The sequence below is a fragment of the Paenibacillus sp. Paensp38 genome (genome assembly GCF_059491915.1).
The window spans coordinates 1115346-1137745 of record NZ_CP168516.1 but is presented as its reverse complement, the minus strand read 5'-3'; the positions used below and the strand labels follow the sequence as shown (position 1 = coordinate 1137745).

Here is a 22400-nt window from a genome sequence, read left to right as displayed (position 1 = left end):
CTCCCTAAATATATTTGAGAAATTGCAGATAACGTTTCTGTATTCACGACCACAGCGTATGCTGAGGTGTCCGGCTCCTGCCGTACCAAGGACGAATGTCCGCAACGTGAATATTATGTTAAGTGATGTTCCTCTGAATTACCTATCAAATACGTCTTGAAAATATTTATCCATTAATCCTTTATTCTTAAATCTGTCTTTAATATGTTCTTTTGCTCTTAAACAAGCATTTTTATAACCTTCACTTCTCATACTGTCTGCAAGAAAAACCATTTCAATTATTGGATCACTTGGTTCCAACTCGTATGCTTTGGACAGCATGTTTTTCCCTATGCTTTCCCAATGCTCATAGTCTCCAAAATGATGAGGAAACAAAGTGATCATATAACCGAAAATCAATAAAAACTGCGTCTCTTTCGAGAAATTATGTATCCCTTCTTCTGTAATTTCGTTTAATGTCAATTCAATCATTTCATAATCGTTATCATCAAGCCCCTGAGTAACAAACGTATTTCCAGATTCGACACTCAAATACCAGGATATAAAAGCTAAATTCAAGCATATACTCAAGTCACGCTTCCCTTTGTCCCACTCTCTTTTCGTTGACAGAAAGGCTTCTTGATAATTTTTTGCAGTCTCAAATTGATTTAATTGATCTCCATTAATCATCCTCTAGCTTCCTTTCAATTTTGCCTCGGAATTTCACTTAACGTTCCTGTATTCACGAACCCTCACTGCCTTAAGCGACCAACGGGAGCGGCCGCGATGCGGTTAGGCAGTGCAGGGTTGTCCGCCTGTTAATCTTCCCTGAAAATCCTCGGGCGGACCAAGAGGCGCGACAGCGACCCGCAGCGTGAATGTTTTGTTATCGGATGTCAATACCTTCCTCGAACCTCTAAAAATCTTGGAGTCAGTTTCGCTTTTGTTTTTATATCTTATAGTTTTCTTGCCTTTATCACAAAAGTTACTGGAAGCATTTTTGCTCTCTTTGCCATATCGCTGTTATCATCCCGCAATTGCATAAACTCATAATCACATTCCTCAATCATTAGCTCAATTACAAACCCAGCTTTTGCAAGCGCGTTTACATAAGTTGACAGCATACGGTCCGCTAACAATAGCTCACCTTCATCAACTGCCACCGGATACCAACCTTCATTAAAGTAACTCTTATTAATTACAAACCTATCATTTTCTGTAGTAACCCATCTGTGTATAGGGTGAGACCAACTGAAAATAAATAGCCCGTCTTTTTTAAGGTAAGAAGATATTCGTCGAAAGGTACCCTCAAGATCGGTGGTCCAACCTATGGCATAAATTGAATAAACATAGTCAAAATAATCCGTCGGGATGCCGCATTCTTCTTCCATGGGAGAACATATCAATTTTGCTGCTATTCCACATGACTTCAAATGTTGCGCTGCCTTTTCTATTTGTCTTTCTGAAATATCCACAGCCCATAGTTCAGATGCGTTTCGTTCCCCTTGATATTGCAAGGATTGACCATTTCCGCAGCCGATCTCCAGCAGTTTTTTTCCTGAGATATCACCAAAGAGCTGGCAATTTTCTTCTGAGATAAATGCTCCATAATAAGGGAGCACGATTGCTTTTAAGAAGTCATTGCCTTTGGTATCCCAATATAGGCTGTTTGTTTTATGAACAACATTCTTTTTTAAGTCTTCCGAGCTGCCGACACCATTTTCCCCGTCAACAATAATGCTTCTTCTATTTAATGAATTCTTGTCCATGAAGGCACCTTCTCTTAGTAGATATTTATATTTGAGCATTTCAGATTTGCATTAATTTCTGATAACGTTTGTGTATCTACGAACCCTCACCACCTTAAGGACCGTAGGTCCGGCCGCGATGCGGTTAGGTGGTGCAGGGTTGTCTGGTGAATAGGCTTCCTCAAAATCCCTCTTGCAGACCAAGGCCGTCAGGACGCAGCGTATATACGATGTTAACTAATGTTCCGGCCTCCTTCGAAATAATCAATACTCTGGTCTTTAAATAGTTCTTTCAATTCCCTTGATGTTTCACTAACAAAGATCTTAATAATTTCTGCTTTAAAATAGATAGGTGCTATATGAGGTTCATTCTTTAGATCTTGCAGCCATCTCACCTTATTATCCCTATACTGATTGACTTCAAGCTGCGTAATGTAAGGATTTATTGTATATCCCTTAGCTTTTAAGAGTTTTGTAAACAGTTTTTCAGTACTTCCCATTGATCTTAAGAGATCAAATTCTACTTGGCTAACTTCAAGGTTATATGTCTTTCTAATATCATTCTTTTCGCCTCTGTAGTTTTTCTCAAAATCGAAATAGACGGTATCTGTCCACCTTAAATCTGTATAAATATGTGAAAAGTAACCTATAACAAAGTCCTTCCATTCTGGCCCCGCTTGCTTCAGTAAATATTCCTTGCACTTCTCCATGATCAATTCCTTGGCTGGTAATTTATCGTTATGTACGAGATGAGTCACACCTTTTTCTTCCCTGGATACCTTCCCTCTCATATGAATCGCATCCGGAGCAATACTGCCTAATAAAAAATTGGGTGAGGGGGCATTAATAGAAAGGTTTTCTGAAATTGCAAAGTGTACCATAGGCCAAGGCAAATTAATTCCTCCTTTGATATTTCCTTCAATCATGAACTTGTCGGAATTTCAGTTAACGTTTTTGTATTCATGAACCCCGAAGGGGTTGTCTGCTGAAATGCCTCTCCGAAATCCTTCTCACAGACCTAGGCTCCAACGGGGCCGCAGCTTGAATATTATGTTATGTGTAGTTATCACTCCATTGATTGGCATTCTAATTTACGCCTTCCAACCCATCTCTTTATACAATCTTTTAATCTGTTTTATAAAACTATCATCTTCTCTTCCCTTATTTATAATCTCTTCATCTGTGGTTACAGCCCATCTAAAAAATTGTTCAATGCTCCCGCAGCTACGTTTAAAGCCTTTGGCCAACTTCAGTATGTTTTCTTTAGTTGGTGCAAATGATAATACTACCCTTAACTCTTCATCTGTCCAAGGTCTCCCCTTATTTTCTGCGCTATACGCTTGTTTTTTCTCATATTCAAAAATTAATAATTTCGTTTTTTGGATTACTTGGTCTGTTGTTAGTTCTTCAATTCCTTCATTAAGTAATTCAATTAATCTATCTTTATGTTCTTTCTTTTTCATAGATTTCCCCTCCATGATCTTTTCAATATGAGAATATTATTCCAGCATTGTAGATAAGTGTCATTCGCTGCTCCTGACATTACTAAATCACCTTCAAAAAGAAGTGCCGTTGGCTGTCGCCTCTTCAAGTCTTCATCCCAGCATGACCTTCATATTCTTGAGTGCATATTATCTTCTATTTTTCACCCAGGCATTGCTTTTTCAGTGTTCAATAAGTTTATGCACGGTTACTCGGAAGTTACGCATAACGTTCCTGTATTCACGACTCGACGTATGTCGAGTGTCCGGCGAATGCCGGACCAAGGACGAATGTCCGCAGCGTGAATATATTGTTATGTGATGCTCCAGACCTCTTCGAATTATCCTACTCTATTAATCTCTCCAACTTACACTGGAATGATCTTCAATCTCTTGTAACAAGAATTCCTCGAATGTATCAAATAACTTAATAGCTGATGCCGGGTTTTCCATTCCTTCGTACCAAAGAAATACAGGTGGATTCTCGCCCATATTGACATCAAAAAATCTAATTTCATACCCTTGGTGCATTGAAAAGACAAATGAAGTATTTGGTAAAGTAATAGGGTTATTATTCTCTTCTAATAATTCTTTTGCCCATCCTTGAACTTCAATAAGATTAATATAATTAACAACTGTTCCTTGAAATAATCTGCCTGATTCGTGTCCAACCGCAAACAAAAATTCTTTATACATTCCCGGTAGCTTAAAACCAACCTTATCCTCTAATTTAATTATCTCTTCTTCAGTACAACCAACGAGAGGTGTGTTAATTAGTTTCTTCCTCATTAAAAGTATTTTTATATCTTCTTGTTTCATGCTTACACCTCTAAATATTCATTTTGGAGTTTCACATAACGTTCCCGTATTCACGACTCAGCGTACGCTGGGTGTCCGGCGAATGCCGGACCAAGGGCGTATGCCCGATGCGTGAATATTATGTTATATGTAGTCATCTGACCTCATTGAATAAGCTCACATATTCTTGCTCAATTATAATAAGACCGTTCTTTATTACTATTGTTTTGTAGTCACTTTCAAGATTCTCCTGTTTCTCAAAAAGTTCAAATCCCATAATTGAAAATGGATCCGTCGAAGCTAATTTGCCCTTTAAAACTTTTCTTAAACTAACAGGTGCTCCTAATTCTCTATAAGTTTGCACCATATTTAATCTATATTTTTCCCAAATTTTCACTGAGAGATTTAGTAGAGGAGCGATTTGTTCTCCATTGAATTTCCAACTGTCGTCATCCAACTCTATTTCGTCTTCCGGTAATATCAGATGTAAAATGATTTCATTGGATTGATACGTCCAAAATAATCTTAAATGACTAAATTGATTCGACTGTAACAATACTTGTTTGTAATTATGTCTGACATGCTGATCAAATTCCAATTTAAACTTATCTGACAATAGTTTAGAATTCCATGAGATAATTTCTTCAAGGTTATTATCTTCAGAATTCCAATAACCTGATTTAAAAGAAAAACATTCAAATATCGTTTCATAGATTTCTTGAGTAAAGTTAGCATAGAAATAGTCATAGGGAAAGGAATACTGTATTGAGAAATATGTTGGCATACTTCCTCCTAGTTTAAAGATGATTACATATAACGTTCCTGTATTCATGAACCCCGAAGGGGTTGTCTGCTGAAATTCCTCTCCGAAAATCCTTCTCACAGACCTAGACTCCAACGGAGCCGCGCTTGAATATTATGTTAGATGATACCCTCGCTTCTCCGAAAATACACAAAGTTAAAATCTTATTGTCTATTTTCAAATTCATCCAAGCTTAATCCGCTTTTTAGTTTCCATTCTTTTCTTCCATTCATTGAACTATTTCTTACAATAGCCGCTGCTGCAGATGGAGATTTAAAGTCAACGTCCCTACATAATTTAAAATAACTTTCACTTTCTGAAGGCTCGAAAAAACCTTCCTCTTCGAGTTGCCTTCTTAGTTTTGCATAATTATGACTAGCAAAGCTATTTACGTGATCTTTTCGAATGTAGGAACCTGTTAACAATCTGTATGTTCCTTCTATAATCATAAGCTTCGCTTCTTTAGCATTCTCACCTTTAGCTCCAGGAACATTCATATAAAAAGTGTCGCTTTCTCTTCTGTTACTGCTATCAATATTTTGATTGTTTGTCTGAGTCTTCGTAAAATCTATAATGCCTAGATTGTTAAGTACAAAGATAATATTCTCATTAAAATCACTCATGTCATCACATTCAGAGATAGGCAGCTTTGAACCTGGTGGTGTATTTCCATTAGTGGTCTCTATAGTAGTCTTATTTTTGAGTGCAATTTCATAAAGTTCTCTTTCAAGATACCTGACGTGCGACTTTGTTAAGTTAGTATCTTTACTAATAAATATTACAAAATCGCTCCACCAATCCTTCTTCTTGAACTGCTCTGCTATTCGTTTATTCACTTCATCTGCTTCTCCGACATATATCTTCTTTTGATAGGAATCTTCTACTTCAGAAATCAATATGTAAATACCGGGAGAAGACAACTCTTCAATACTTTGAAGCATTTGAACATGTTTTCTTTGGCCAATATATGCTTTACCTGTCCAATTACTAAGCTCAGCGGTTTTTAAATTCTTATATTTCTCTCCCATAATATAAAGCTTGATTGATTTTCCTCTCACCTGTTAACCTCCTTAGCCTCCAAGCGTGTTTTACATCTTCTTAAATATATAGAGAGTTTCATCTAACGTTCCTGTATTCACGACCCAGCGTATGCTGGATGTCCGGCGAATGCCGGACCAAGGCCGTATGTCCGCAGCGTGAATATATTGTTAGTTGATGTTCGCACTTCTTTGATACCACTCTCAAAATAATGTCATACTTTAGAATCAATGTATTGCAAAATACTTCTGAATAAATTTATTACAAGTTTAGCTTCAGACTCTCCTATTATTTGTTCATTAGGATGAGAGTATGATCTATTGTTTCTTATCCCATTTAAATTTTCTAAGAGCTTTCCAATTGCATTGATAATCTGATTAATGGGAAGATGGCTTTCTGAATTATCAATTAGAATACTCGGATGCTCTTGTTTCAATTTACTCCAGTAGTCTTGTATTTTAGGATTGCTTTCAGTGATTGTAAGCCCTGCATTATTACAAGTTTCTTTTAGATAACCATGTAATGCAGTATGGGCCCGATCGACAGCACTTCTACAATCATGTTGAGAAATCAATGTCTGGCAGTGATCTAATGTTTCTTGTACAAATTCGTAGTTATACGTTAAAACTTGTTTTGAGTTCTCCTTCAGTTAAGTGACCATCAGTAAACCGATCTTCAAAATGTTCTAAAGGGTATTTTTCGATTACTCCTTGTATAATTTTTGACTGAACTAATGGATCTGCCTGAGATAATATTGCTATGAATCTCTCCCTTGTTGTTCCGTTAAATTCGTTAGGGTCAATATCTAAACCACAATATGCAGGATAGAATTCAGCGTGAGAGGCATACGAAAAATTTCCTAAGTAGCCACCGCTAACTCCAATATATGCGACAACACTATTCACTTCTTTTCCACTCAATCTTTCCATAATTGATCAACTCCAAAATTTCTATTTATCGGTCGAATTTCAACTAACGTTCCTGTATTCACGACTCAGCACATGCTGAGTGTCCGGCGAACGCCGGGCCAAGGACGAATGTCCGCAGCGTGAATATTATGTTAGGTGATGTAAATATATGTTCTTCGAATCAAAAATCTCTACTAGGTTCAAAATTATAATAAGCTCCAAATCTATCGTAAATCCTATCTACTGCAACTTCAAAATCTTTGATGATGACTTTAAGTTTTTTGTCATTGATACTTAAATCCATACCTCCTTCATGAACAAATGTATTTCTTAACTCAACAATTTCTTCAATAGAGTCAAAAAGAGAAACTTTTCTGTTTAAAATCGGCTTGTTTAATACAGTAAATATATCTAATTTTTCATCAAGCTTTTTAAAATTTTCTGCAACTATTCGTGGTCTTTGAAATGAAAATTTTTCAACTAAAGCCTCTTCAATTGAGGTATTCCCAGCAGAGATATCTCTTAGATTATTTACTGAAAACCGCGCTTCTTTAAACAGCTTGTCCCTATTATCTGTATATTTCAATATCACAATAAATGATTTCTTCAAATATTCTTCCCAAGTTGCTACCAAGTAAGGTATTAACAAGTTATTAGAAAAGAATCTTGGATTTAGATCATCTATAAATGAAATGCCTGTATGCTCTACCCTTGAAATATCACCTTTCAAATTCCTTGAATCTAAATATATTTTGGGTTTAATAAGTGCATTCTTGTAAACCCACCTAGCGATAAAGAGTCCTGCTTCTAACTCAGTAGGGACTTTTTCATCTATTATAAAATAACGGTTTTTGCCCTCATCCGTTGAAAAGCTTCCTTTAAAATAATCTCTTATATATTTAATAGTTTTATTTTGATGTTCTAAATCCCAATAACTTCTCCCTGATCTAGTTCTTGTATAAACTAAAATATTACCTTCTTTCTTATAAATGTCGAGTTCTACTCCAACATACGATCTATAATTCTTATATTCATACCAAAAATAACTTGCTAGCATACCTTGATTTTTGAATTCGTTTCTTTGCTTTGTGTAGCCTAACAAGGCTATTAAATTTATTAATTTATTATAGGCTGTACCTGCAGGAAGAATATTTTCTGAAGTAAAACTCATCTTTAAATCATACTCCTTTGATTAAAAACAATTAATTTCACCTAACGTTTCTGTATTCATGAATCCCAAAGGGGTTGTCTGCTGAAATGCTTCCCTGAAATCCTTTCTCGCAGACCAAGGCTCCAAAGGAGCCGCTGCTTGAATATTATGTTATACGATGGAATCACTTCTTCGATTAACCAACATCCATCCTTGATTCTAATCTTTCATTGTTCTGTTATATGTTCCAATAAATCTCCTGGCTGACAACCTAAAGCCGATGCAAGGTTTTAAGGACGCTCTTCACCTGCATAACGAATTACATATATCTTTAGACTGAGAGCCTTCTGGCTCTTTTTCATTTTGATTCTGTTGTATAGGCTATTCCCGAACCTCGCCAGAGATTATCTGCCTCCTGGCAGATCAAGGAGTACAGCAACGCCGCGGGAATGTTCCTGTTATCGGAAGTCCCTGTTTATTTATCTGATAATATTTTCTCTGATGTACTTTGATTTTTTTAAATAATTGTGGATGTTTAAAAGTCTTTCATATAGCTCAGAAACTGTCATTTTCTGATTTCTGGTCACTTTTCTCCATTCATCAAGTTTTTCTTTTGCTTTCATTGCGAATTCATCTGATTTATTTTCTTTGCATAGATTATATATTTCTTCTAAATCAACTGTTTTAAGATTGGTTACTATTAAATCCCCCTTAATCCCACTAAGAAATTGTAAAGTAAATTCAAGCTCTAAATATGCTACTAAAAACTTTGAACTTCGTCTTCTTTTTTTAGAGTCTTTAAGCGACTGTACAACAGTATCTAATATTATAAAAGTCAGTGCTGCTTCACGTGTAGCTGGCAAAAAGTTTTTTGATAATCTCAAATAATCATCATAAGATAGTAAATAAAAACTCCCTGTAACTTTACCTGAATAACTATATATATTTTGCAACACAGGGAAGAATGCATCTAAAAAGATGCCAGCCGTAAACGAATCTACCACCAAAATGAAATAGAGTATACCTGAAAGAATAAATATACTTATTCTCCATTTATATAAAAAATACAAAATAAGAATAAATAACAGCATTCCTACGTACGATGCCGCATACAAAAATATTTCATCCAAGTTAATTATTTTTTTCATGTATAATACAGCATCATCAACTGTTACATTGTTGTTTTTCAAATATTCTATGTATTTATTATTTTCGTTCATTTTCTCTTTTAGGAGCGTTTCATCTTGAAGTAACAATTTAAAATACTCTTGTATACGTGAAGGTGTAGCATCATCAGGTAACAAAACTTTCAAGCTAGAACGAATTTCGGTTTTAGCTTCCTCCGCCTCTCTAAAAAAATACACATCTTGTTCAAACTTTCCATCTGACGCATAGCGACAATAAAAAATAGTATAGCTAAAAATACTATAGAAGCGCTCGTTACTTTTAAAGCCCTTAATGTCATTTTATCTGGCTTTTATTTAAGAATTGCAAACATTTTTTTCTCCTTAGGCTGTATTTAGTGTTTGATTTCTGATAACGTTGTTGTATTCACGAACCTCGAAGAGGTTGTCTGTTGATAAGCTTCCTCGAATTTCCTCGGGCAGACCAAGAGGCGGCTTGCCGTCCCACAGTGTAGATACGATGTTATGTGAAGAAACTTACTTCTTAGAATCACCTACCATCATTTTTTATTGCCTTTGTAAATTCAATTAGATGTTGTATCAATTCTGGATCAAAGTCTTTTGTTGACTGAGAAATAAATGAGGACCCATTATCAATATTCCAATGCTGAAACGCTTCCTTAATTTCTTTCCAATCAGCTTTATCACCATATGCTTTTAGATAAAATTCCCCAAAAGATATTGCATGAATTCGGTCAGCATTCCTTAATGCTTCTACCATAAATGATTTACCTAAGATAAATGCTAATCTAGCCAATGCGATAATCAAACTAATAATAAAAATATTAAGCAACGAAAATTCTATGTATTTAATCACCTTTGTATTTACATCAAATTGTAATAAAATACTCCCTCTTATAAGAACCAGAATAATGCACCCAACCAAACTAGCACAAGAGATTGTATAACAAAAATAGGAAATATTCTTATATGCCCTCTCCCGCTTCCTTAACCCCTTAAGTGACTCCTGAATATACTGTTCAGCAGACTTTTCTACTTTCTCAATTGACTCTTTCTTTTCATCAGCCTTTGCTATTAATTCGCCAGTAATCCTTGCAATAGATTCTTTTATCTGGTACATCGTTAAATCCAGATTATCTCGATCAGCCCTCAATACTAGAGTATGCTTTAAAGGATCAGGAATAGCAACATCATCAAAGATAATCGGAAGAACCCGTGGTTTTCCTCGTTCTTTCATGTAACCTAGTGATACGTATAACTCTGATGAAACATTATCACTACTGATTGAATTTTTAGTAATTAGAATTACTACTGCATCAGAATTTCTAAGTCCATTATTTAAAACTTCACTCCAATCGTCACCAACTTTAAGGTCTAGGACATCTACGAATACTTTAATATCAAAATCTCTTAATTTATTTATAAATATGTTAGCTAAATCCTTATCCTTATTAGAATAAGAAAGGAATATATTCGTCATTTACTTAATGTCTCCTTTATTTTCAATAGTTCTTTCGCATAACGTTTCTGTATTCATGAGTCCCGTCAAGAGTTGTCTACTGAAATCTCTCTCGAAATCCATCCCGTAGACCAAGGCTCCGTTAGGAGCCGCAACTTGAATATGATGTTATACGACGGATTCACTTCTTGAATCTGCCCTCACTATTGATTATCTCCGGGTAGATATTCAATCAAATCAGATAATTTACAGTTAAATGTATCGCAAAGCTTGAATAAAGTCTCCAGCTTTGTTGTTTCTATATTTGTTTCCCTATAGAGTTTATTAATTGAATTCCGACTCAATCCCGATTTCGCCATCAATTCTGTTATATCATCTATTCGATGTTCTGCCATGAGTTCCCTTATATTGCACTTGATTACGGTCATCTTTTCCCCTCCATAATTCTATCTTATCTCCCATATCAGTAATCATCAACGAAAAGCAAAGATTTAACTCTATAAAGTCAAAAATTCACCTTTTAATTAACTTTGTGAGGTTATATAATAACTCTATAAAGTTAATTACAAGGAGGAACAACATATGATTAATGCATTAGAATCTTTGACAGAGCCACTTATAAGAATACGTTTAGAATTACTCTTTGCTGAGCTTCTAGAGTACCATACGGAGTACAATCAGCTTTCTTCGGAGACAGATCGATACTTTAGAACGCTTCGCGAAGCGTTACCCGATCAACTTCAACATACGGTTTTTCTGTACGAAGATGCTCAAATTTCTCTCCAATCCATCTTAGAAAGAAGCATCTACATACAAGGTTTCAAAGACGCTCTACAACTCTTTAGTGAATTGGAAAATTTTAGCATTTAGAGGATCGCATGATCCTCTTTTTCTATTTCTATTATTTCTGATTCTGTCGTATAACGTTCCTGTATTCACGACCCAGCTATGCTGGGTGTCCGGCGAATGCCGGACCAAGGACGAATGTCCGCAGCGTGAATACTATGTTATGCGAGGTTATTGTCTTCTTGAGACTTTCAATTTGTCTTGTTCTTTTAGATATCCATATAACGCTGAAATATATGTTGAGATGGTTATTTGAGCACCTTTTCCATTTTGATTCATATGTACCCCTAGGTTTTCAATGATTTTATCCTTTATTTCTTTATTTGCAATTATTTCGTTCAACTCTTCAACCCTGTCTTCAAGTCCAAAATTATTTATTTCCTTCATTAACTCGTCTCTAAAATTCTCATACCAATTTTGCTTTTCTGTCCATATTAAAAATGCTTCTACCGATCTAGTATTCGGAGCTTTATCATGACAATCTCTGCACATTAAAAACAAATTTGAGGGTTCATCAGTACCGTCAAATTGCTTAGCAATAATATGGCATCTCTGTAACGGGACATTATCCCAATTCTTTATTATTTCTTCCCTAGTTGCATGAGGTTTCTTTATATTATATTTATCCCCCCAAAACCTGCCACATGCCCAACAACACGGCTCTCCCCAATCAATTCCCTTCTTATCTAACCAATTCATCCAATGTTCGAATATCTTTGATTTCGAAGGCATTCCCATCTTCAACTATCATTCCTTTCATTTTATTAATTACAATAATTTCGCATAACGTTCCTGTATTCATGAACCCCGAAGGGGTTGTCTGCTGAAATGCTTCCCTGAAATCCTTCTCGCGGACCAAGGCTCCAAAGGAGCCGCTGCTTGAATACTATGTTATCGGATGTTCCTGTCTTCTTCGAATTAGCTTAATTACTTGGAGTTCTCTATTTTGTCTAATATGATTTTATTGGTATCTCTGACGATCCATATTTTCGATACCTCGTCATAAGTTGCAATATAATTAGGTAAACCAGATCCTGACAAATGGTTTATTTCACTGGATAGCGATTGTTTGCTCTGTAGCAAAGACATAATATTATCTAGAGCTTCGCGCATTGCTTCATCCGATGATATTCCATTAAATTTAAATTGTAATGATCATCATTAATTTTCACTTCAATCCCAAATGTTATTTGCTTCTCCTCCACGCCATTTTTCGTTATCTTGTTACATTTTTTGTTTTTCACTTTTTTAAAAGTCCGTAATATTACAGTTTTTATGCTATCCCACGTTGCACTAGCAAGAATACCTGAAACCAACCCCATAGCTAATGGAGAACTAACTAAAAATGAAAAAACATTAGAAAATTCATCAATCGAAGCATTAATTTGCCCACTTTCATCTAACGCTATAAATTGAATTCCATTCTCATTCAAATCAGAGCTTATCAATAAAAGATCGCTTTCTTCTATAGGCCCCGACACGTAAAACAAACCTAATTTATATTCAGGTGTAACTGTTTCTTTCATTTTGAGCCCTCCAAATAATATTAAATTACTTCACATAAATTTCCGATAACGTTCCTGTATTCACGAACCCAGCATATGCTAGGTGTCCGGCGCATGCCGGGCCAAGGACGAATGTCCGCAGCGTGAATATTATGTTATGTGATGTCTGCTTCTTCTTCGAACTACTTAGACAGCTTGTTTGATTTCTTTGCCATGCTTTTAAACTCTTCATATTTCTCTTTAGCAGCTTTAATTTTACTTTCCACTACATAAGGAGCATCATCTGAAAAACTGGGTAGTTTCTCATTTATGTAATCGTATAATGATTTTTTCTCAGCAGTCGTCGGAATTATCGGCGCAACAGGTATAGGTAGTGGCTTATCTTCTACTTCTATTTCTTCATGCAAATCAGCCATCCCAAAAGAAAGAAAATTATGAATAGCTCTTTTTCTATCTTCTTCTGTCTGTTTATAATTTCCGTCCGAATCTAAACGTATTCTATCAAATTCCACCATAAGTAGTTTATGCGGCTTCCTGTCTTTATTCCTGTAATATAAGATCACTTCAAGTACTTCCTCACCTGCTAATTGAGGAACAGATTTATGCTTATGATCTTTAGGTCGGGCGATCTTTATAACTTTGCCTGCACGAGATACAAATAAATACCTGCTTTGAATCATCTATCTCACTCTTTCTCTCTTATTTAAGCTGATTTCACATAACGTTCCCGTGTTCACGACGCCTCACTGGCTAACTGCCCAAGCGCAGTTAGCCAGTGGAGATGTATCCGCGGAATCTGCTTCCCTGTCAATCGCTTCTTGCGTACCGAGGAACCGCCCGGTTCCGATGCGTGAATATAATGTCATCTGCTGTTTCCTCTTCTTTGAGATGCACACTAAGATATTACTTTCGATCATTATTTAGCATCTTTTTCTCTTCCAGTGCTTGATTAACGATATTATCTAACTTCACCAATCTCATAAAACTTAGTTTGTATAAAATTATATATAAAATAATAATTCCAAAAGCAACAAAAAAGAAATTGTAATATCCTGTCATGTTATTAATAAATAGTTTTGTTAATAAATCCTCTAATTTTGAGTTGGACGAGCTATTAATAAACTCCGAATTAACTTCATTTACTATATCAGATTCCTTTAAGTCACCTCTAAGTGACATCGTATATATTTGGCCAACAAAATTAATATACGAAATAAAAAAACTAATTAAAAAAGTAAAAACCCCTGTTATAAAAACAGTAATAATTATATTGTTTGGGCCAAAGTTTTTCTTAGATTCCATTTGACTATTAATAACTGCTTTTAAGGTTCTAAGCTTCGAATCAGTATAATTACTTATTAATTGCTCCTTCATTAAATGCATTTGATTGAGACTAAGAAATCTAAAAGGTATTCTAATAGGAACTTTACCTAAATAAAATACTCGTCTCGTTTTTTCAATGATGAAACTACTTGCCCTGTAATAGTTATCAAATCTGTTCAAAGGTATCCTCCAAATTTCATGTTTTAGGCAATTGCAGATAACGTCCCCGTATTCACGACCTCAGCGTATGCTGAGGTGCCCGGCTGCTTCTGCTTCCCCGAAATCCTTCTATGCCGGACCGAGGGCGTATGCCCGATGCGTGAATATTATGTTAGGCGAGGTCTAAAATGGTACCTTCCCTAAAGTTGCTAAGTATTTCCTTGTAAATCTTACATCTCTATTATTTCTCAATTGACGTGAGATTTTACTTACAGATGCAGTCACAGCCCCTCCAATAAGTGCAGTACCGAATACATCTTTAAAATCTACACTTCCGTTAAAAACGAACCAGAATCCAAGACTAAAACTAAATAAGTTAGGCCCTAATTGAGCCAACTCACTTCTAATATCAAATAGATTTCTGTTCAAATGTTCAACAAAATGCTCATCATAATTATTATTTTCTAGTGACGTAATATAAGCATCGAGTTCTCTATGGAATGAATCAATCATGGCTCTGAAATCATTGCTATTTCTAAGCTGAATAATTGTCTCCAATGAAATATTTTCTAAATTAGTTGGTAAAGCCAAATTAATCGTTGATTTTGCGATGTTTATTCTATTTGCAGAAGGCGAAGGACTCCTTCTCAACAAAACATTATATTTTTCCATTTCATTACTATCAGTCACAGCAGATGTGTGATTATTCTCACTAATAATATTAGCTAATAGGGTCATATATATATTTATCAATTCATCACTCATTAAAATACCCCTATTGGTATCTGTTGCCAATCCCTCATCTAAACAAAATTTTTCGAATTCATATGTATACTTTTTTTGAAATAAGGTAGACGTATGAGTGTTTGTGTCCCTAAATAAATCAGATATTCTTCGCGTGTGGAAAGTTCTAAAATATCTTTCTGGTGATTTTAATAAACTTTCAATTACAGTAAAAGCATCTAATGAAGCTCTATAAGCTTCCTCAGAAGACGGGTGATGAAAATCTAATAGATCTGTTTCATCTAGTAATAATCTCGTTTGTGAACTTAATCTTGGTCTTTCATTTATCGGAACAATTGGCTTTAATTTTCCGATATATAGTAGTGCAAATTTCAGCCAGTCTTCTCTTTCTACTTCGAAGCTTGGATAATAAAATAAGTTATTCAAGTTGTTCACCTCAGTTTAGATTTTGCCTAACGTCTTATTTACGAACTTCAGAAAAAATGTTCTCTTCGTTATTCACGAACTTCGTGAATCCTGCACTTTGTTCCTGATTCCCGCACTTTCTGCGTTTCAATCCTTCACCCTGCCCAGCCGATCCAACAAACTTTGAATCCGCCCAATGCCCCGTCTACTCATATGTGTACCGCTCCGTAGTTTGTACACTCTGACGCTCCAGCAGTTCCTGAATATAGCGAAGATCAATCCTATTTCTCCAGCAAGTGGGTCGCAAAGGAATGCGTCAGCGAATGAATGCTCATCTGTCTGCGAATATCCGCTTCAACCAGCGCTTTTTTCAAACACTTTCTGCGCTGATCGTTCTGTCAGGTGACGGCCTTCCCTCTGCCCTGGAAACAGCCAGTTTTCCGGCAGCTATCCCCTATGTACTGCTCGACCGCCGCAAACGCCGCTTCGGAAAGCAGCGTTTGCCGAACCTTCCTGCTTCATTCCGATAAAGTAGGTAATCTTCATCTCGCTTGTCTCCTTAGTATATCAGCCGTTCAAAAATTTGGAAATCTAATTTCACACAAAAAAAGGGCCTTAAGATGGAAATTCACCTCAAGGACCTGATTCTTTCGGATCAAATTATTGATCCTTTAAGTTCAATTTTCATTATCATAATTACTTAAAATGAGACTCCGAAAACAGTGGAATAGTGTAACGTTAATCTCTTGTATAAGAATATGCGGCTAAAAAGCGTAGTTTCTCGCCATTTTTTTCAGATAAACCGCTTGTATTACAATCATATATAAAGAACAACGAATTATATTTACCATCTATTTTACTCAAATCATGTAATAGTGGAGATAAAAAAGAATCAACATAGGAAACATCTTTTATACCATCATCTGACCCATCAACCAGAAAGACTCCTTCAGCAAAATCTTCGTCAAAATCATCTATTTTATGATCATTTAAAAAACCGCTAAAAATATTCTCATTCTCATCTTCCGGGTATTTGATCTCAACATATTCAAACAACTCATCTTCAGAGGCAAAGTGACCGTACCAGACGGACACCATATTTTTTTCAAAGCAATTCATATCTTCACCCCGCTAATATTTCAGTTTATACGTATGGTCTATCTGTATCCCGCACCAGCTACCATGCCCTCTACCCCACAACAGCTGTTGAAGCTAAAAAGCCCGCTGAACGCGGGCTTTGCTGTATATTTAGTCAAAATCATGCCTAGCCTTGTTACTCGACCTTGAACTGTTTTAATTCGTCTTGCAGCTTAGTGGACAATTGGTTTAATTGTTTGGATAGTTCAGCAACCTGTTCGAAGCTCTCCAATTGTTCCTGCGTGCTAGCGCTGACCTCTTCGGTTGAAGCGGAATTCTCTTCGGTGGTGGAAGAGATGATCTCCAGCGCCTGCAAAATCTCATCTTTGTGCTTGTGGACTTTGGAGGTGTTGGTGCTGATCTGGATCATTCGTAATTTCAAATCTTCCAAATCCTTGTTAATGCTAAAGAACACCTGCTTCGTGTCCTCTACCGATCTGGCATTTTCTTCTGCAATTTTCAGACCATGAACGGTATGCTCAACCGATACACTGGTTTTTTCTTCAATCACACGGACCTTCTTGTAGATTTCCTGTGTCGCTAGTGCCGTCTGCTCAGCCAGCTTGCGAACCTCCCCGGCAACCACAGCAAACCCTTTGCCCTGTTCTCCTGCACGCGCAGCTTCAATAGAAGCATTGAGCGCCAGTAGGTTGGTCTGTGTTGCAATTTGGTTGACCGTATCCACAATGCCTGAAATCTCATGACGGCTCAGATCGATATCCTGAATGATAGCCGACATCGCTTGGGTGGAGTTATGATTTTCTTCCGCCCATTTGGATAGCTGATCAACTACTGCAAGCCCTTGTCCGCTTTGTTCGGCAGAGGTTTGCACCATCGATTCGATGGCTTTCGTATCATTGGCAATTTCGTCAATTTGGCCGGATAAGGCTCCGGTTTTTTGTAAAATGTTATCCGTTTCGATGGATTGGTAGTTCGTTGCATTGGCTATTTCATTAATTGCTGTCGCAGTATCGTTCATCGTGATTGCGGTTCTGGAAGAAATGGATTGCAAATCATTTGAAGACTGATTCAAGACTTGAGCTGAGCCGCCTACCATTTGGAGCATGCCTTGAATTTTTTGAACCATATTGTGAACCCCTTGAGAAATTTGCCCGATTTCGTTATGGGAATTCGTATCAAACGGAACGGTCAAATCTCCATTTTCAATCAGCTTGATTTTGGCAAGCAATTTCGGAATGGATCTCAACAGGTAACGGAGCGTTATATAACAGATTACAACCAACAGAATAGTGGCTGCGGCAAAACCGCCAATCGTAATCCAGGTAAAGGTTCTTAATTCTGAGAGCGCCTCTTGTTCAGAAATGGTTAAGCCTACGGACCATCCTGTATCTTTGCTGGTTGCATACCCAATGTAGCGACGTTCGCCATTATCATTAATGAGCTGTACTCCAGACTCGCCAGCAATCATTTTCTTACCGATCTCGCCAAGATCACCTGTGCTTTCGTTAATCTTTTCTTTCAGCACTTTATTTTGATCAGGGTGATACAAAATATCACCTGTTTTGGATGCAAGAATCGAATAACCTGTGCTTCCAAGCGAATAGCTTTGCATAACGGCGGGGATGTCTTTGAATGCAATATCCACAGCTGCAAAGCCGATTAATTGGTTGCTACTATCTTTGATCGGATAGAAGATGCCCATGACCACATTCCCTGTATTGACGTCCTTATAGGGTTCTGAGTAGTACAAACCGTCTGCTTCAACAGCTGGCTTGAAGTACGGACGCGAATGGATATCGAAATCCGGCTTGGAAGCAGCACCATCGTTCTGAAGAAAGAAGCCTTTACCATGTATTCCTGCAATCCAGGCGTCGGCAAAAGATGGCTCTTCCTTGACAATCGCTGCCAGAGTCGCTTGAGTTGCCGCAGCATGTGGAGAAGTTTTCGCCATCTCTGCTGATTCGGTGGTTTCTATATATTGTCTAAACAAAGTGTTGGTTGACATTTGCTTGACTAGCGAACCCTTTTCCTTAAACAACGCATCGAATTGACTAACGGTGGCCTGCGTCTTGGTCTGGAGCATGGCCTCTTGCTGCTTGACAAGTATGCTTCGCGTGCTTGCAAACATGAACGTCCCCAAGATTGCAAAGACGACAACGATAATAACTAACAAGACCATGGCCAATGTGTTCGCGATGCTGGATGATCTGGATACGCGCTTCTTCATATTTTGTGACATGCTGCCATCTCCCCGAGGAATATTGAGCGAAAAGCTCTTAGATAATATGTCGGAAGTTTGCAGCTATTTCAATAGGTTTTTAGTATATACAATTTAAAGTTTCGCTATCTGATTCCTCATAGATTCCCACCTAACCTGTTCCGCAACTCCAGCAAAAGATTAGGGCAGCACAAAGAGCCTCCGTCAGACGTAGGCTCTTTACTAAAAGCTATGTATGAACGCAGGGTTATGTGGACTTAAAGTGTACGAGCGATCAGTAAGCTCAACCCCTTTATTCTCTGTCGTTAACCTAACTGCATCGTTGTGATACATGTATCGTCTTTCTCATATGTAGAGAATTCAGTTTCAGCCGTTTTACCTTCATGATTGACGCTAATGCGGTAGGTTTTATCCCTCGGCAGCCATAGATCAATAAAACCATTGGGTTGTGATTTCATGGCAGCATTCTCCATGATGACATTCCCTTCGGAGTCGTGAACGGTCACATTGAATTCTCCGTTTTTTATTTCGCCTTGGCAGCCGGTTAGACTATGAATTGCACAAGGGTGGGTCTGGTCTACATATGGCGCAATCGAAACAAAAAACTCGCTGTCAGGCAAATTATAAGTTATGGGTTGTGTATTGTCTCCATTAACAATTAACTGACTGGAATTAATGGAAGCGGATTGACCTGTTGCCTTGCCTGCGCTGAAATCATGCACCAATTGCTTGATATCTGTTGTCCCAAGCTTGTCCGCTCCTTCTTTCTGCATATTTCCTGCAATCAGGTACGTGCCCAATGCCGCAACAACCAACCCTGAAGCGACCAAGATTCCTTTTTTCATCTGGAGTTCATCTCCTTGTCCGTTTTTAAACATTATAATGTAGAACGCGCCGTAACGGACAAAATACGGTACTGAAGTCACCAGATATTCACATCTTTGCTTTTTATCCAGACGTATCTGCGTTACATTAGATGATCCCCAAAGAGGGGCAAGGAAGTATGAGCAACTCTACTGTCTCAACGTACAAACACCCCACCACTCCTATGGAGCTATGGGGCACAATTCTTTTTAACGATCCCGGTTCACAATATAATTCATTAGATGCTTCAGAAAAGCGATATTGCGTGGCACCTCTTTTAATGCTTCCATGGCAAGGCAGTAGTGCTCCCACATTTCTTTACTGGCACCTTTGTAACCAAGGATGGACACGAAATTCGAGTTATTGTTATCCGAATCCTGGCCCACAGGTTTTCCAAGTAACAGCGTATCTCCTTCCACATCAAGCAAATCATCTTTAATCTGAAAAGCAATCCCCATATGATAGGCAAATTTCTGCAAAGCAGCAATCTCTGATTCCTCGGCCTGTGCGAGCATGGCTGGCATAACGAGACAAGCCTCGAACGCCACTCCTGTTTTGTAAAAGCACATCATATTCAGCTGTTCCAAGGTCAAAGCCTTTCCTTTGGAATCCAGATCCATCGCCTGCCCCATACACATATCCTCTGCCTTACGAGCCGAGTATTGGATCAAGGCAAGCACAGTCTCAGCATTGAACTGGTTCAGTGACGATTGCTCCCCGATGGCCTTCTGGATCAGATATAGTCCGGTTAATTCCGCAGTAGCGCTATTGTGCACCTGATGTAATGTCTGACGCCCTCTACGGGTAGACGCGTTATCCTGGGAAGGCAAATCATCAAAAATCAGGGAGGCTGTATGCATATATTCCAATGATCTTAGAAGAGGCACGATTGCCGAAGCGTCTAAGCCATATTCATTCACACCCATGACCCAGGTCAATATAGGACGTATCCTTTTCCCATCCCCCTCAAGACTATAATTGGCAGCATCAATAAGATGTTCTTTCATGGCCTCGATCCCAGAAGGCTTGGTAATTTTCAATTGGTTGTTAATCTGATCACGGACGGTTTTGATCGTATTCATAAAGTCTTCTTTTTCCTTCGAATCATTTTTCAGTTGAGTAATCATCTGATCCCGAAGCAGCTTATCGAAGAAATCTACATCCTCCGCTTTACCCACCATCTTCTGGATGAGACGATTAAATTCCGGATTTCCGGATGCAAAAATCTCCATTATTTCATTGTACTTTTCTGCACCTACCCGTTCTTTACAACGTTTGAGTCCATTTATTGCACGGTCCAGTATCACTTCACGAGCCATAGCATCCGAGTCATACACGTTATGAATCAAGTGAGAAATGACCGCCCAGTATAGTTCGAAGGGATTGATCAAATCCGATCTTTGATGATGATATTTTAAATAATAGGTATAGGGTGTTACCGCACCGTCCCTCATATCGTCGGCCATATCTGCAAAATCATCAGCAAGCTGGTTATAGATACCATAAAAGAATGTTCGTTGCTCAAACCCTTCATCCTCAGGAGCGCTAATCACGGAACGGACAATCAGGCGGGAAGAAGCAGATTTTAAAATAACGGGTATATAAAGCTCTTCATTGGTGTAATTAGCTTGTTTTAGATCCTTATCCCGGTCGATATCTTGAGAATGAAAGAAAACATAGGACTGCTCGAAAAAGGTTTGCTGTGTGTCTGGCCGCTGATGTGCCTTAATATACTCAAAAGCATCCGAGAGCTCCGAATGGATATAGCGAATGAACTTCATATGATCGCCGGTCCAGTCGCCCAGTTCTGGCACAGATCCGGTAAGAAGCGCGGTACGTATCATATGGGAATATTGTTCTTTCTCTTGAACGGTCAACAGCTGAGAATCGAGAAGATCATCAATAAAAGGATAGGTCAGTCCATAGGAATACCCAAGCCTGATGGCTTCATCCAGCCTGCGCGAACGTTCAACAGGTGACACGGCTTCGTCCATTTCTTCCATCACATGCAGAATAACCCCAATGATGATTTTAATCAGTTTGCGCTGGGCGTGCTCTGCATCCATTTCCTCAGGAATATGAGAAGATACAGAGTTAAGCTTGTTGATTAGCCAGATTACAGTGGTTTCGATCCCTTCCTTTTGAGACCACCGATACACCCCGGCTAAATTCATAAACTCCGCTTGATCTCTCCTGTTAGCATGGGTGGGTTGAAGCAAATATCTTTTTACGTCAGCAATGACGCGCTGAATCCGGGTCTGTGTGTCGGCAGAATCTAGAGCCTTGCCTAGATCCCTCATGTAAATATAAGAGACACTCCGCTTCAGATATTCATCTAACTTCCCCGTGTAACTCAGCCATTGAATATATCTGTAGTCATCCCGGGTATCCGGCTTTCTCTTTTTCCGCGAAAAGAAGGATAACCATGAAGAAGAATGGATATGATTCCTTTTCCATATATGGATATCTTCTGTAAGAGAGGTCACATAAGTTTTATTCTTGACCTGATTATAGAGTGATGCAAAATACTGAAGCGCCTTCTGTTCAGCCAGCTGATATCCTGTATCGGCTTGAAATTTTCCATTCATATGATGCATTACCTCAACTTCTCATTTTGTTAAACATGGTTGCATTTCTCCCTGAGGGAACGAATTTGGATCATGTTTTTATCTTTATACGGAATAAAGTCTGTGAAGTTACGAATAGATTATATCCTTCTATATATATGCT

General features: G+C 37.8%; 25 protein-coding genes and 1 pseudogene. 2 read left to right on the top strand and 24 right to left on the bottom strand.

What is annotated here, in order from left to right; all coding sequences use genetic code 11:
• Positions 1 to 138: 138 nt before the first annotated feature.
• From ACEN8J_RS05125 to ACEN8J_RS05060, 14 genes and pseudogenes are all read right to left on the bottom strand, one after another.
• Positions 139 to 669, bottom strand: a complete 531-nt coding sequence (locus ACEN8J_RS05125; RefSeq protein ID WP_209950157.1) for a hypothetical protein — start codon at positions 667 to 669, stop codon at positions 139 to 141.
• 266 nt (positions 670 to 935) lie between these two features.
• Entirely contained in the window at positions 936 to 1748 is an 813-nt protein-coding gene (locus tag ACEN8J_RS05120; protein WP_013372320.1) for a class I SAM-dependent methyltransferase, read from the bottom strand.
• Between the two features lie 212 nt (positions 1749 to 1960).
• The gene (locus ACEN8J_RS05115) at positions 1961 to 2620 is read right to left on the bottom strand and encodes a hypothetical protein (protein WP_069010392.1); all 660 of its coding nucleotides are present in this window, start codon (positions 2618 to 2620) and stop codon (positions 1961 to 1963) included.
• A gap of 198 nt (positions 2621 to 2818) precedes the next feature.
• Positions 2819 to 3190 carry a hypothetical protein gene (locus tag ACEN8J_RS05110; protein WP_318627401.1) on the bottom strand — a complete coding sequence of 124 codons (372 nt, stop codon included), beginning with the start codon at positions 3188 to 3190 and terminating at the stop codon, positions 2819 to 2821.
• A gap of 372 nt (positions 3191 to 3562) precedes the next feature.
• On the bottom strand, positions 3563 to 4027 hold the full coding sequence (locus tag ACEN8J_RS05105) for an SMI1/KNR4 family protein (RefSeq protein ID WP_318627402.1): 465 nt from the start codon (positions 4025 to 4027) through the stop codon (positions 3563 to 3565).
• A 133-nt stretch (positions 4028 to 4160) separates the two neighbouring features.
• Complete coding sequence (locus ACEN8J_RS05100) at positions 4161 to 4889, bottom strand: hypothetical protein (protein ID WP_495594302.1); 729 nt, start codon at positions 4887 to 4889, stop codon at positions 4161 to 4163.
• A gap of 83 nt (positions 4890 to 4972) precedes the next feature.
• Entirely contained in the window at positions 4973 to 5866 is an 894-nt protein-coding gene (locus ACEN8J_RS05095; protein ID WP_495594301.1) for a GIY-YIG nuclease family protein, read from the bottom strand.
• Positions 5867 to 6060: 194 nt separating this feature from the next.
• Positions 6061 to 6420, bottom strand: a complete 360-nt coding sequence (locus ACEN8J_RS05090; protein WP_495594300.1) for an abortive infection family protein — start codon at positions 6418 to 6420, stop codon at positions 6061 to 6063.
• 40 nt (positions 6421 to 6460) lie between these two features.
• A complete protein-coding gene (locus ACEN8J_RS05085) occupies positions 6461 to 6775 on the bottom strand; it encodes a hypothetical protein (protein WP_318627406.1) in 315 nt (104 codons plus the stop codon).
• A gap of 160 nt (positions 6776 to 6935) precedes the next feature.
• Complete coding sequence (locus ACEN8J_RS05080) at positions 6936 to 7925, bottom strand: HEPN domain-containing protein (RefSeq protein WP_318627407.1); 990 nt, start codon at positions 7923 to 7925, stop codon at positions 6936 to 6938.
• 206 nt (positions 7926 to 8131) lie between these two features.
• Positions 8132 to 8191: pseudogene (locus ACEN8J_RS05075) on the bottom strand (helix-turn-helix domain-containing protein); the annotation flags it as partial.
• Between the two features lie 192 nt (positions 8192 to 8383).
• Entirely contained in the window at positions 8384 to 9268 is an 885-nt protein-coding gene (locus tag ACEN8J_RS05070) for a hypothetical protein (protein WP_495594299.1), read from the bottom strand.
• Between the two features lie 310 nt (positions 9269 to 9578).
• Positions 9579 to 10529 (bottom strand): toll/interleukin-1 receptor domain-containing protein, encoded by a 951-nt coding sequence (locus tag ACEN8J_RS05065; RefSeq protein ID WP_318627409.1) that lies wholly within the window; start codon positions 10527 to 10529, stop codon positions 9579 to 9581.
• A gap of 182 nt (positions 10530 to 10711) precedes the next feature.
• A complete protein-coding gene (locus ACEN8J_RS05060) occupies positions 10712 to 10936 on the bottom strand; it encodes a helix-turn-helix domain-containing protein (protein WP_069291285.1) in 225 nt (74 codons plus the stop codon).
• 154 nt (positions 10937 to 11090) lie between these two features.
• On the opposite strand from ACEN8J_RS05060, the gene ACEN8J_RS05055 reads away from it, so the two are divergent.
• Positions 11091 to 11378 (top strand): DUF6809 family protein, encoded by a 288-nt coding sequence (locus tag ACEN8J_RS05055; protein WP_318627410.1) that lies wholly within the window; start codon positions 11091 to 11093, stop codon positions 11376 to 11378.
• A gap of 147 nt (positions 11379 to 11525) precedes the next feature.
• Here the strand turns inward: ACEN8J_RS05055 and ACEN8J_RS05050 are convergent, their stop codons facing one another.
• The 6 genes from ACEN8J_RS05050 to ACEN8J_RS05025 form a co-directional block, all read right to left on the bottom strand.
• Positions 11526 to 12092, bottom strand: coding sequence for an HNH endonuclease (locus ACEN8J_RS05050; protein ID WP_495594540.1), 567 nt, complete (start codon positions 12090 to 12092; stop codon positions 11526 to 11528).
• 359 nt (positions 12093 to 12451) lie between these two features.
• Positions 12452 to 12880: a hypothetical protein gene (locus tag ACEN8J_RS05045; protein WP_495594298.1), complete on the bottom strand. Its 429-nt coding sequence runs from the start codon at positions 12878 to 12880 to the stop codon at positions 12452 to 12454.
• Between the two features lie 161 nt (positions 12881 to 13041).
• Positions 13042 to 13539: a hypothetical protein gene (locus ACEN8J_RS05040; RefSeq protein ID WP_318627413.1), complete on the bottom strand. Its 498-nt coding sequence runs from the start codon at positions 13537 to 13539 to the stop codon at positions 13042 to 13044.
• Between the two features lie 63 nt (positions 13540 to 13602).
• Positions 13603 to 13725 (bottom strand): hypothetical protein, encoded by a 123-nt coding sequence (locus tag ACEN8J_RS05035; protein ID WP_495594297.1) that lies wholly within the window; start codon positions 13723 to 13725, stop codon positions 13603 to 13605.
• 37 nt (positions 13726 to 13762) lie between these two features.
• Positions 13763 to 14362, bottom strand: coding sequence for a hypothetical protein (locus tag ACEN8J_RS05030; RefSeq protein WP_495594296.1), 600 nt, complete (start codon positions 14360 to 14362; stop codon positions 13763 to 13765).
• A 162-nt stretch (positions 14363 to 14524) separates the two neighbouring features.
• The gene (locus tag ACEN8J_RS05025) at positions 14525 to 15511 is read right to left on the bottom strand and encodes a hypothetical protein (protein ID WP_495594295.1); all 987 of its coding nucleotides are present in this window, start codon (positions 15509 to 15511) and stop codon (positions 14525 to 14527) included.
• A gap of 302 nt (positions 15512 to 15813) precedes the next feature.
• Here ACEN8J_RS05025 and ACEN8J_RS05020 point away from each other — a divergent pair, with 302 nt between their 5' ends.
• Positions 15814 to 16020 (top strand): hypothetical protein, encoded by a 207-nt coding sequence (locus ACEN8J_RS05020; protein ID WP_290409353.1) that lies wholly within the window; start codon positions 15814 to 15816, stop codon positions 16018 to 16020.
• Between the two features lie 208 nt (positions 16021 to 16228).
• Here the strand turns inward: ACEN8J_RS05020 and ACEN8J_RS05015 are convergent, their stop codons facing one another.
• The 4 genes from ACEN8J_RS05015 to ACEN8J_RS05000 all read right to left on the bottom strand — a co-directional run bounded on the left by ACEN8J_RS05015 (position 16229) and on the right by ACEN8J_RS05000 (position 22267).
• Positions 16229 to 16609 carry an immunity 22 family protein gene (locus ACEN8J_RS05015; RefSeq protein WP_137078964.1) on the bottom strand — a complete coding sequence of 127 codons (381 nt, stop codon included), beginning with the start codon at positions 16607 to 16609 and terminating at the stop codon, positions 16229 to 16231.
• A 154-nt stretch (positions 16610 to 16763) separates the two neighbouring features.
• Complete coding sequence (locus ACEN8J_RS05010) at positions 16764 to 18827, bottom strand: methyl-accepting chemotaxis protein (protein WP_495594294.1); 2064 nt, start codon at positions 18825 to 18827, stop codon at positions 16764 to 16766.
• Positions 18828 to 19111: 284 nt separating this feature from the next.
• Entirely contained in the window at positions 19112 to 19651 is a 540-nt protein-coding gene (locus ACEN8J_RS05005; RefSeq protein ID WP_029515472.1) for a CueP family metal-binding protein, read from the bottom strand.
• Positions 19652 to 19879: 228 nt separating this feature from the next.
• On the bottom strand, positions 19880 to 22267 hold the full coding sequence (locus ACEN8J_RS05000) for a polyprenyl synthetase family protein (protein ID WP_029515473.1): 2388 nt from the start codon (positions 22265 to 22267) through the stop codon (positions 19880 to 19882).
• Positions 22268 to 22400: the final 133 nt, after the last annotated feature.

Bases quoted from the DNA above. Each gene is read 5' to 3' on its own strand.
- ACEN8J_RS05125 (WP_209950157.1), bottom strand. From the start codon at position 669: ATGATTAATGGAGATCAATTAAATCAATTTGAGACTGCAAAAAATTAT.
- ACEN8J_RS05120 (WP_013372320.1), bottom strand. From the start codon at position 1,748: ATGGACAAGAATTCATTAAATAGAAGAAGCATTATTGTTGACGGGGAA.
- ACEN8J_RS05110 (WP_318627401.1), bottom strand. From the start codon at position 3,190: ATGAAAAAGAAAGAACATAAAGATAGATTAATTGAATTACTTAATGAA.
- ACEN8J_RS05105 (WP_318627402.1), bottom strand. From the start codon at position 4,027: ATGAAACAAGAAGATATAAAAATACTTTTAATGAGGAAGAAACTAATT.
- ACEN8J_RS05085 (WP_318627406.1), bottom strand. From the start codon at position 6,775: ATGGAAAGATTGAGTGGAAAAGAAGTGAATAGTGTTGTCGCATATATT.
- ACEN8J_RS05080 (WP_318627407.1), bottom strand. From the start codon at position 7,925: ATGAGTTTTACTTCAGAAAATATTCTTCCTGCAGGTACAGCCTATAAT.
- ACEN8J_RS05065 (WP_318627409.1), bottom strand. From the start codon at position 10,529: ATGACGAATATATTCCTTTCTTATTCTAATAAGGATAAGGATTTAGCT.
- ACEN8J_RS05060 (WP_069291285.1), bottom strand. From the start codon at position 10,936: ATGACCGTAATCAAGTGCAATATAAGGGAACTCATGGCAGAACATCGA.
- ACEN8J_RS05055 (WP_318627410.1), top strand. From the start codon at position 11,091: ATGATTAATGCATTAGAATCTTTGACAGAGCCACTTATAAGAATACGT.
- ACEN8J_RS05050 (WP_495594540.1), bottom strand. From the start codon at position 12,092: ATGGGAATGCCTTCGAAATCAAAGATATTCGAACATTGGATGAATTGG.
- ACEN8J_RS05045 (WP_495594298.1), bottom strand. From the start codon at position 12,880: ATGAAAGAAACAGTTACACCTGAATATAAATTAGGTTTGTTTTACGTG.
- ACEN8J_RS05040 (WP_318627413.1), bottom strand. From the start codon at position 13,539: ATGATTCAAAGCAGGTATTTATTTGTATCTCGTGCAGGCAAAGTTATA.
- ACEN8J_RS05035 (WP_495594297.1), bottom strand. From the start codon at position 13,725: ATGACATTATATTCACGCATCGGAACCGGGCGGTTCCTCGGTACGCAA.
- ACEN8J_RS05020 (WP_290409353.1), top strand. From the start codon at position 15,814: ATGAATGCTCATCTGTCTGCGAATATCCGCTTCAACCAGCGCTTTTTT.
- ACEN8J_RS05015 (WP_137078964.1), bottom strand. From the start codon at position 16,609: ATGAATTGCTTTGAAAAAAATATGGTGTCCGTCTGGTACGGTCACTTT.
- ACEN8J_RS05010 (WP_495594294.1), bottom strand. From the start codon at position 18,827: ATGTCACAAAATATGAAGAAGCGCGTATCCAGATCATCCAGCATCGCG.
- ACEN8J_RS05005 (WP_029515472.1), bottom strand. From the start codon at position 19,651: ATGAAAAAAGGAATCTTGGTCGCTTCAGGGTTGGTTGTTGCGGCATTG.
- ACEN8J_RS05000 (WP_029515473.1), bottom strand. From the start codon at position 22,267: ATGCATCATATGAATGGAAAATTTCAAGCCGATACAGGATATCAGCTG.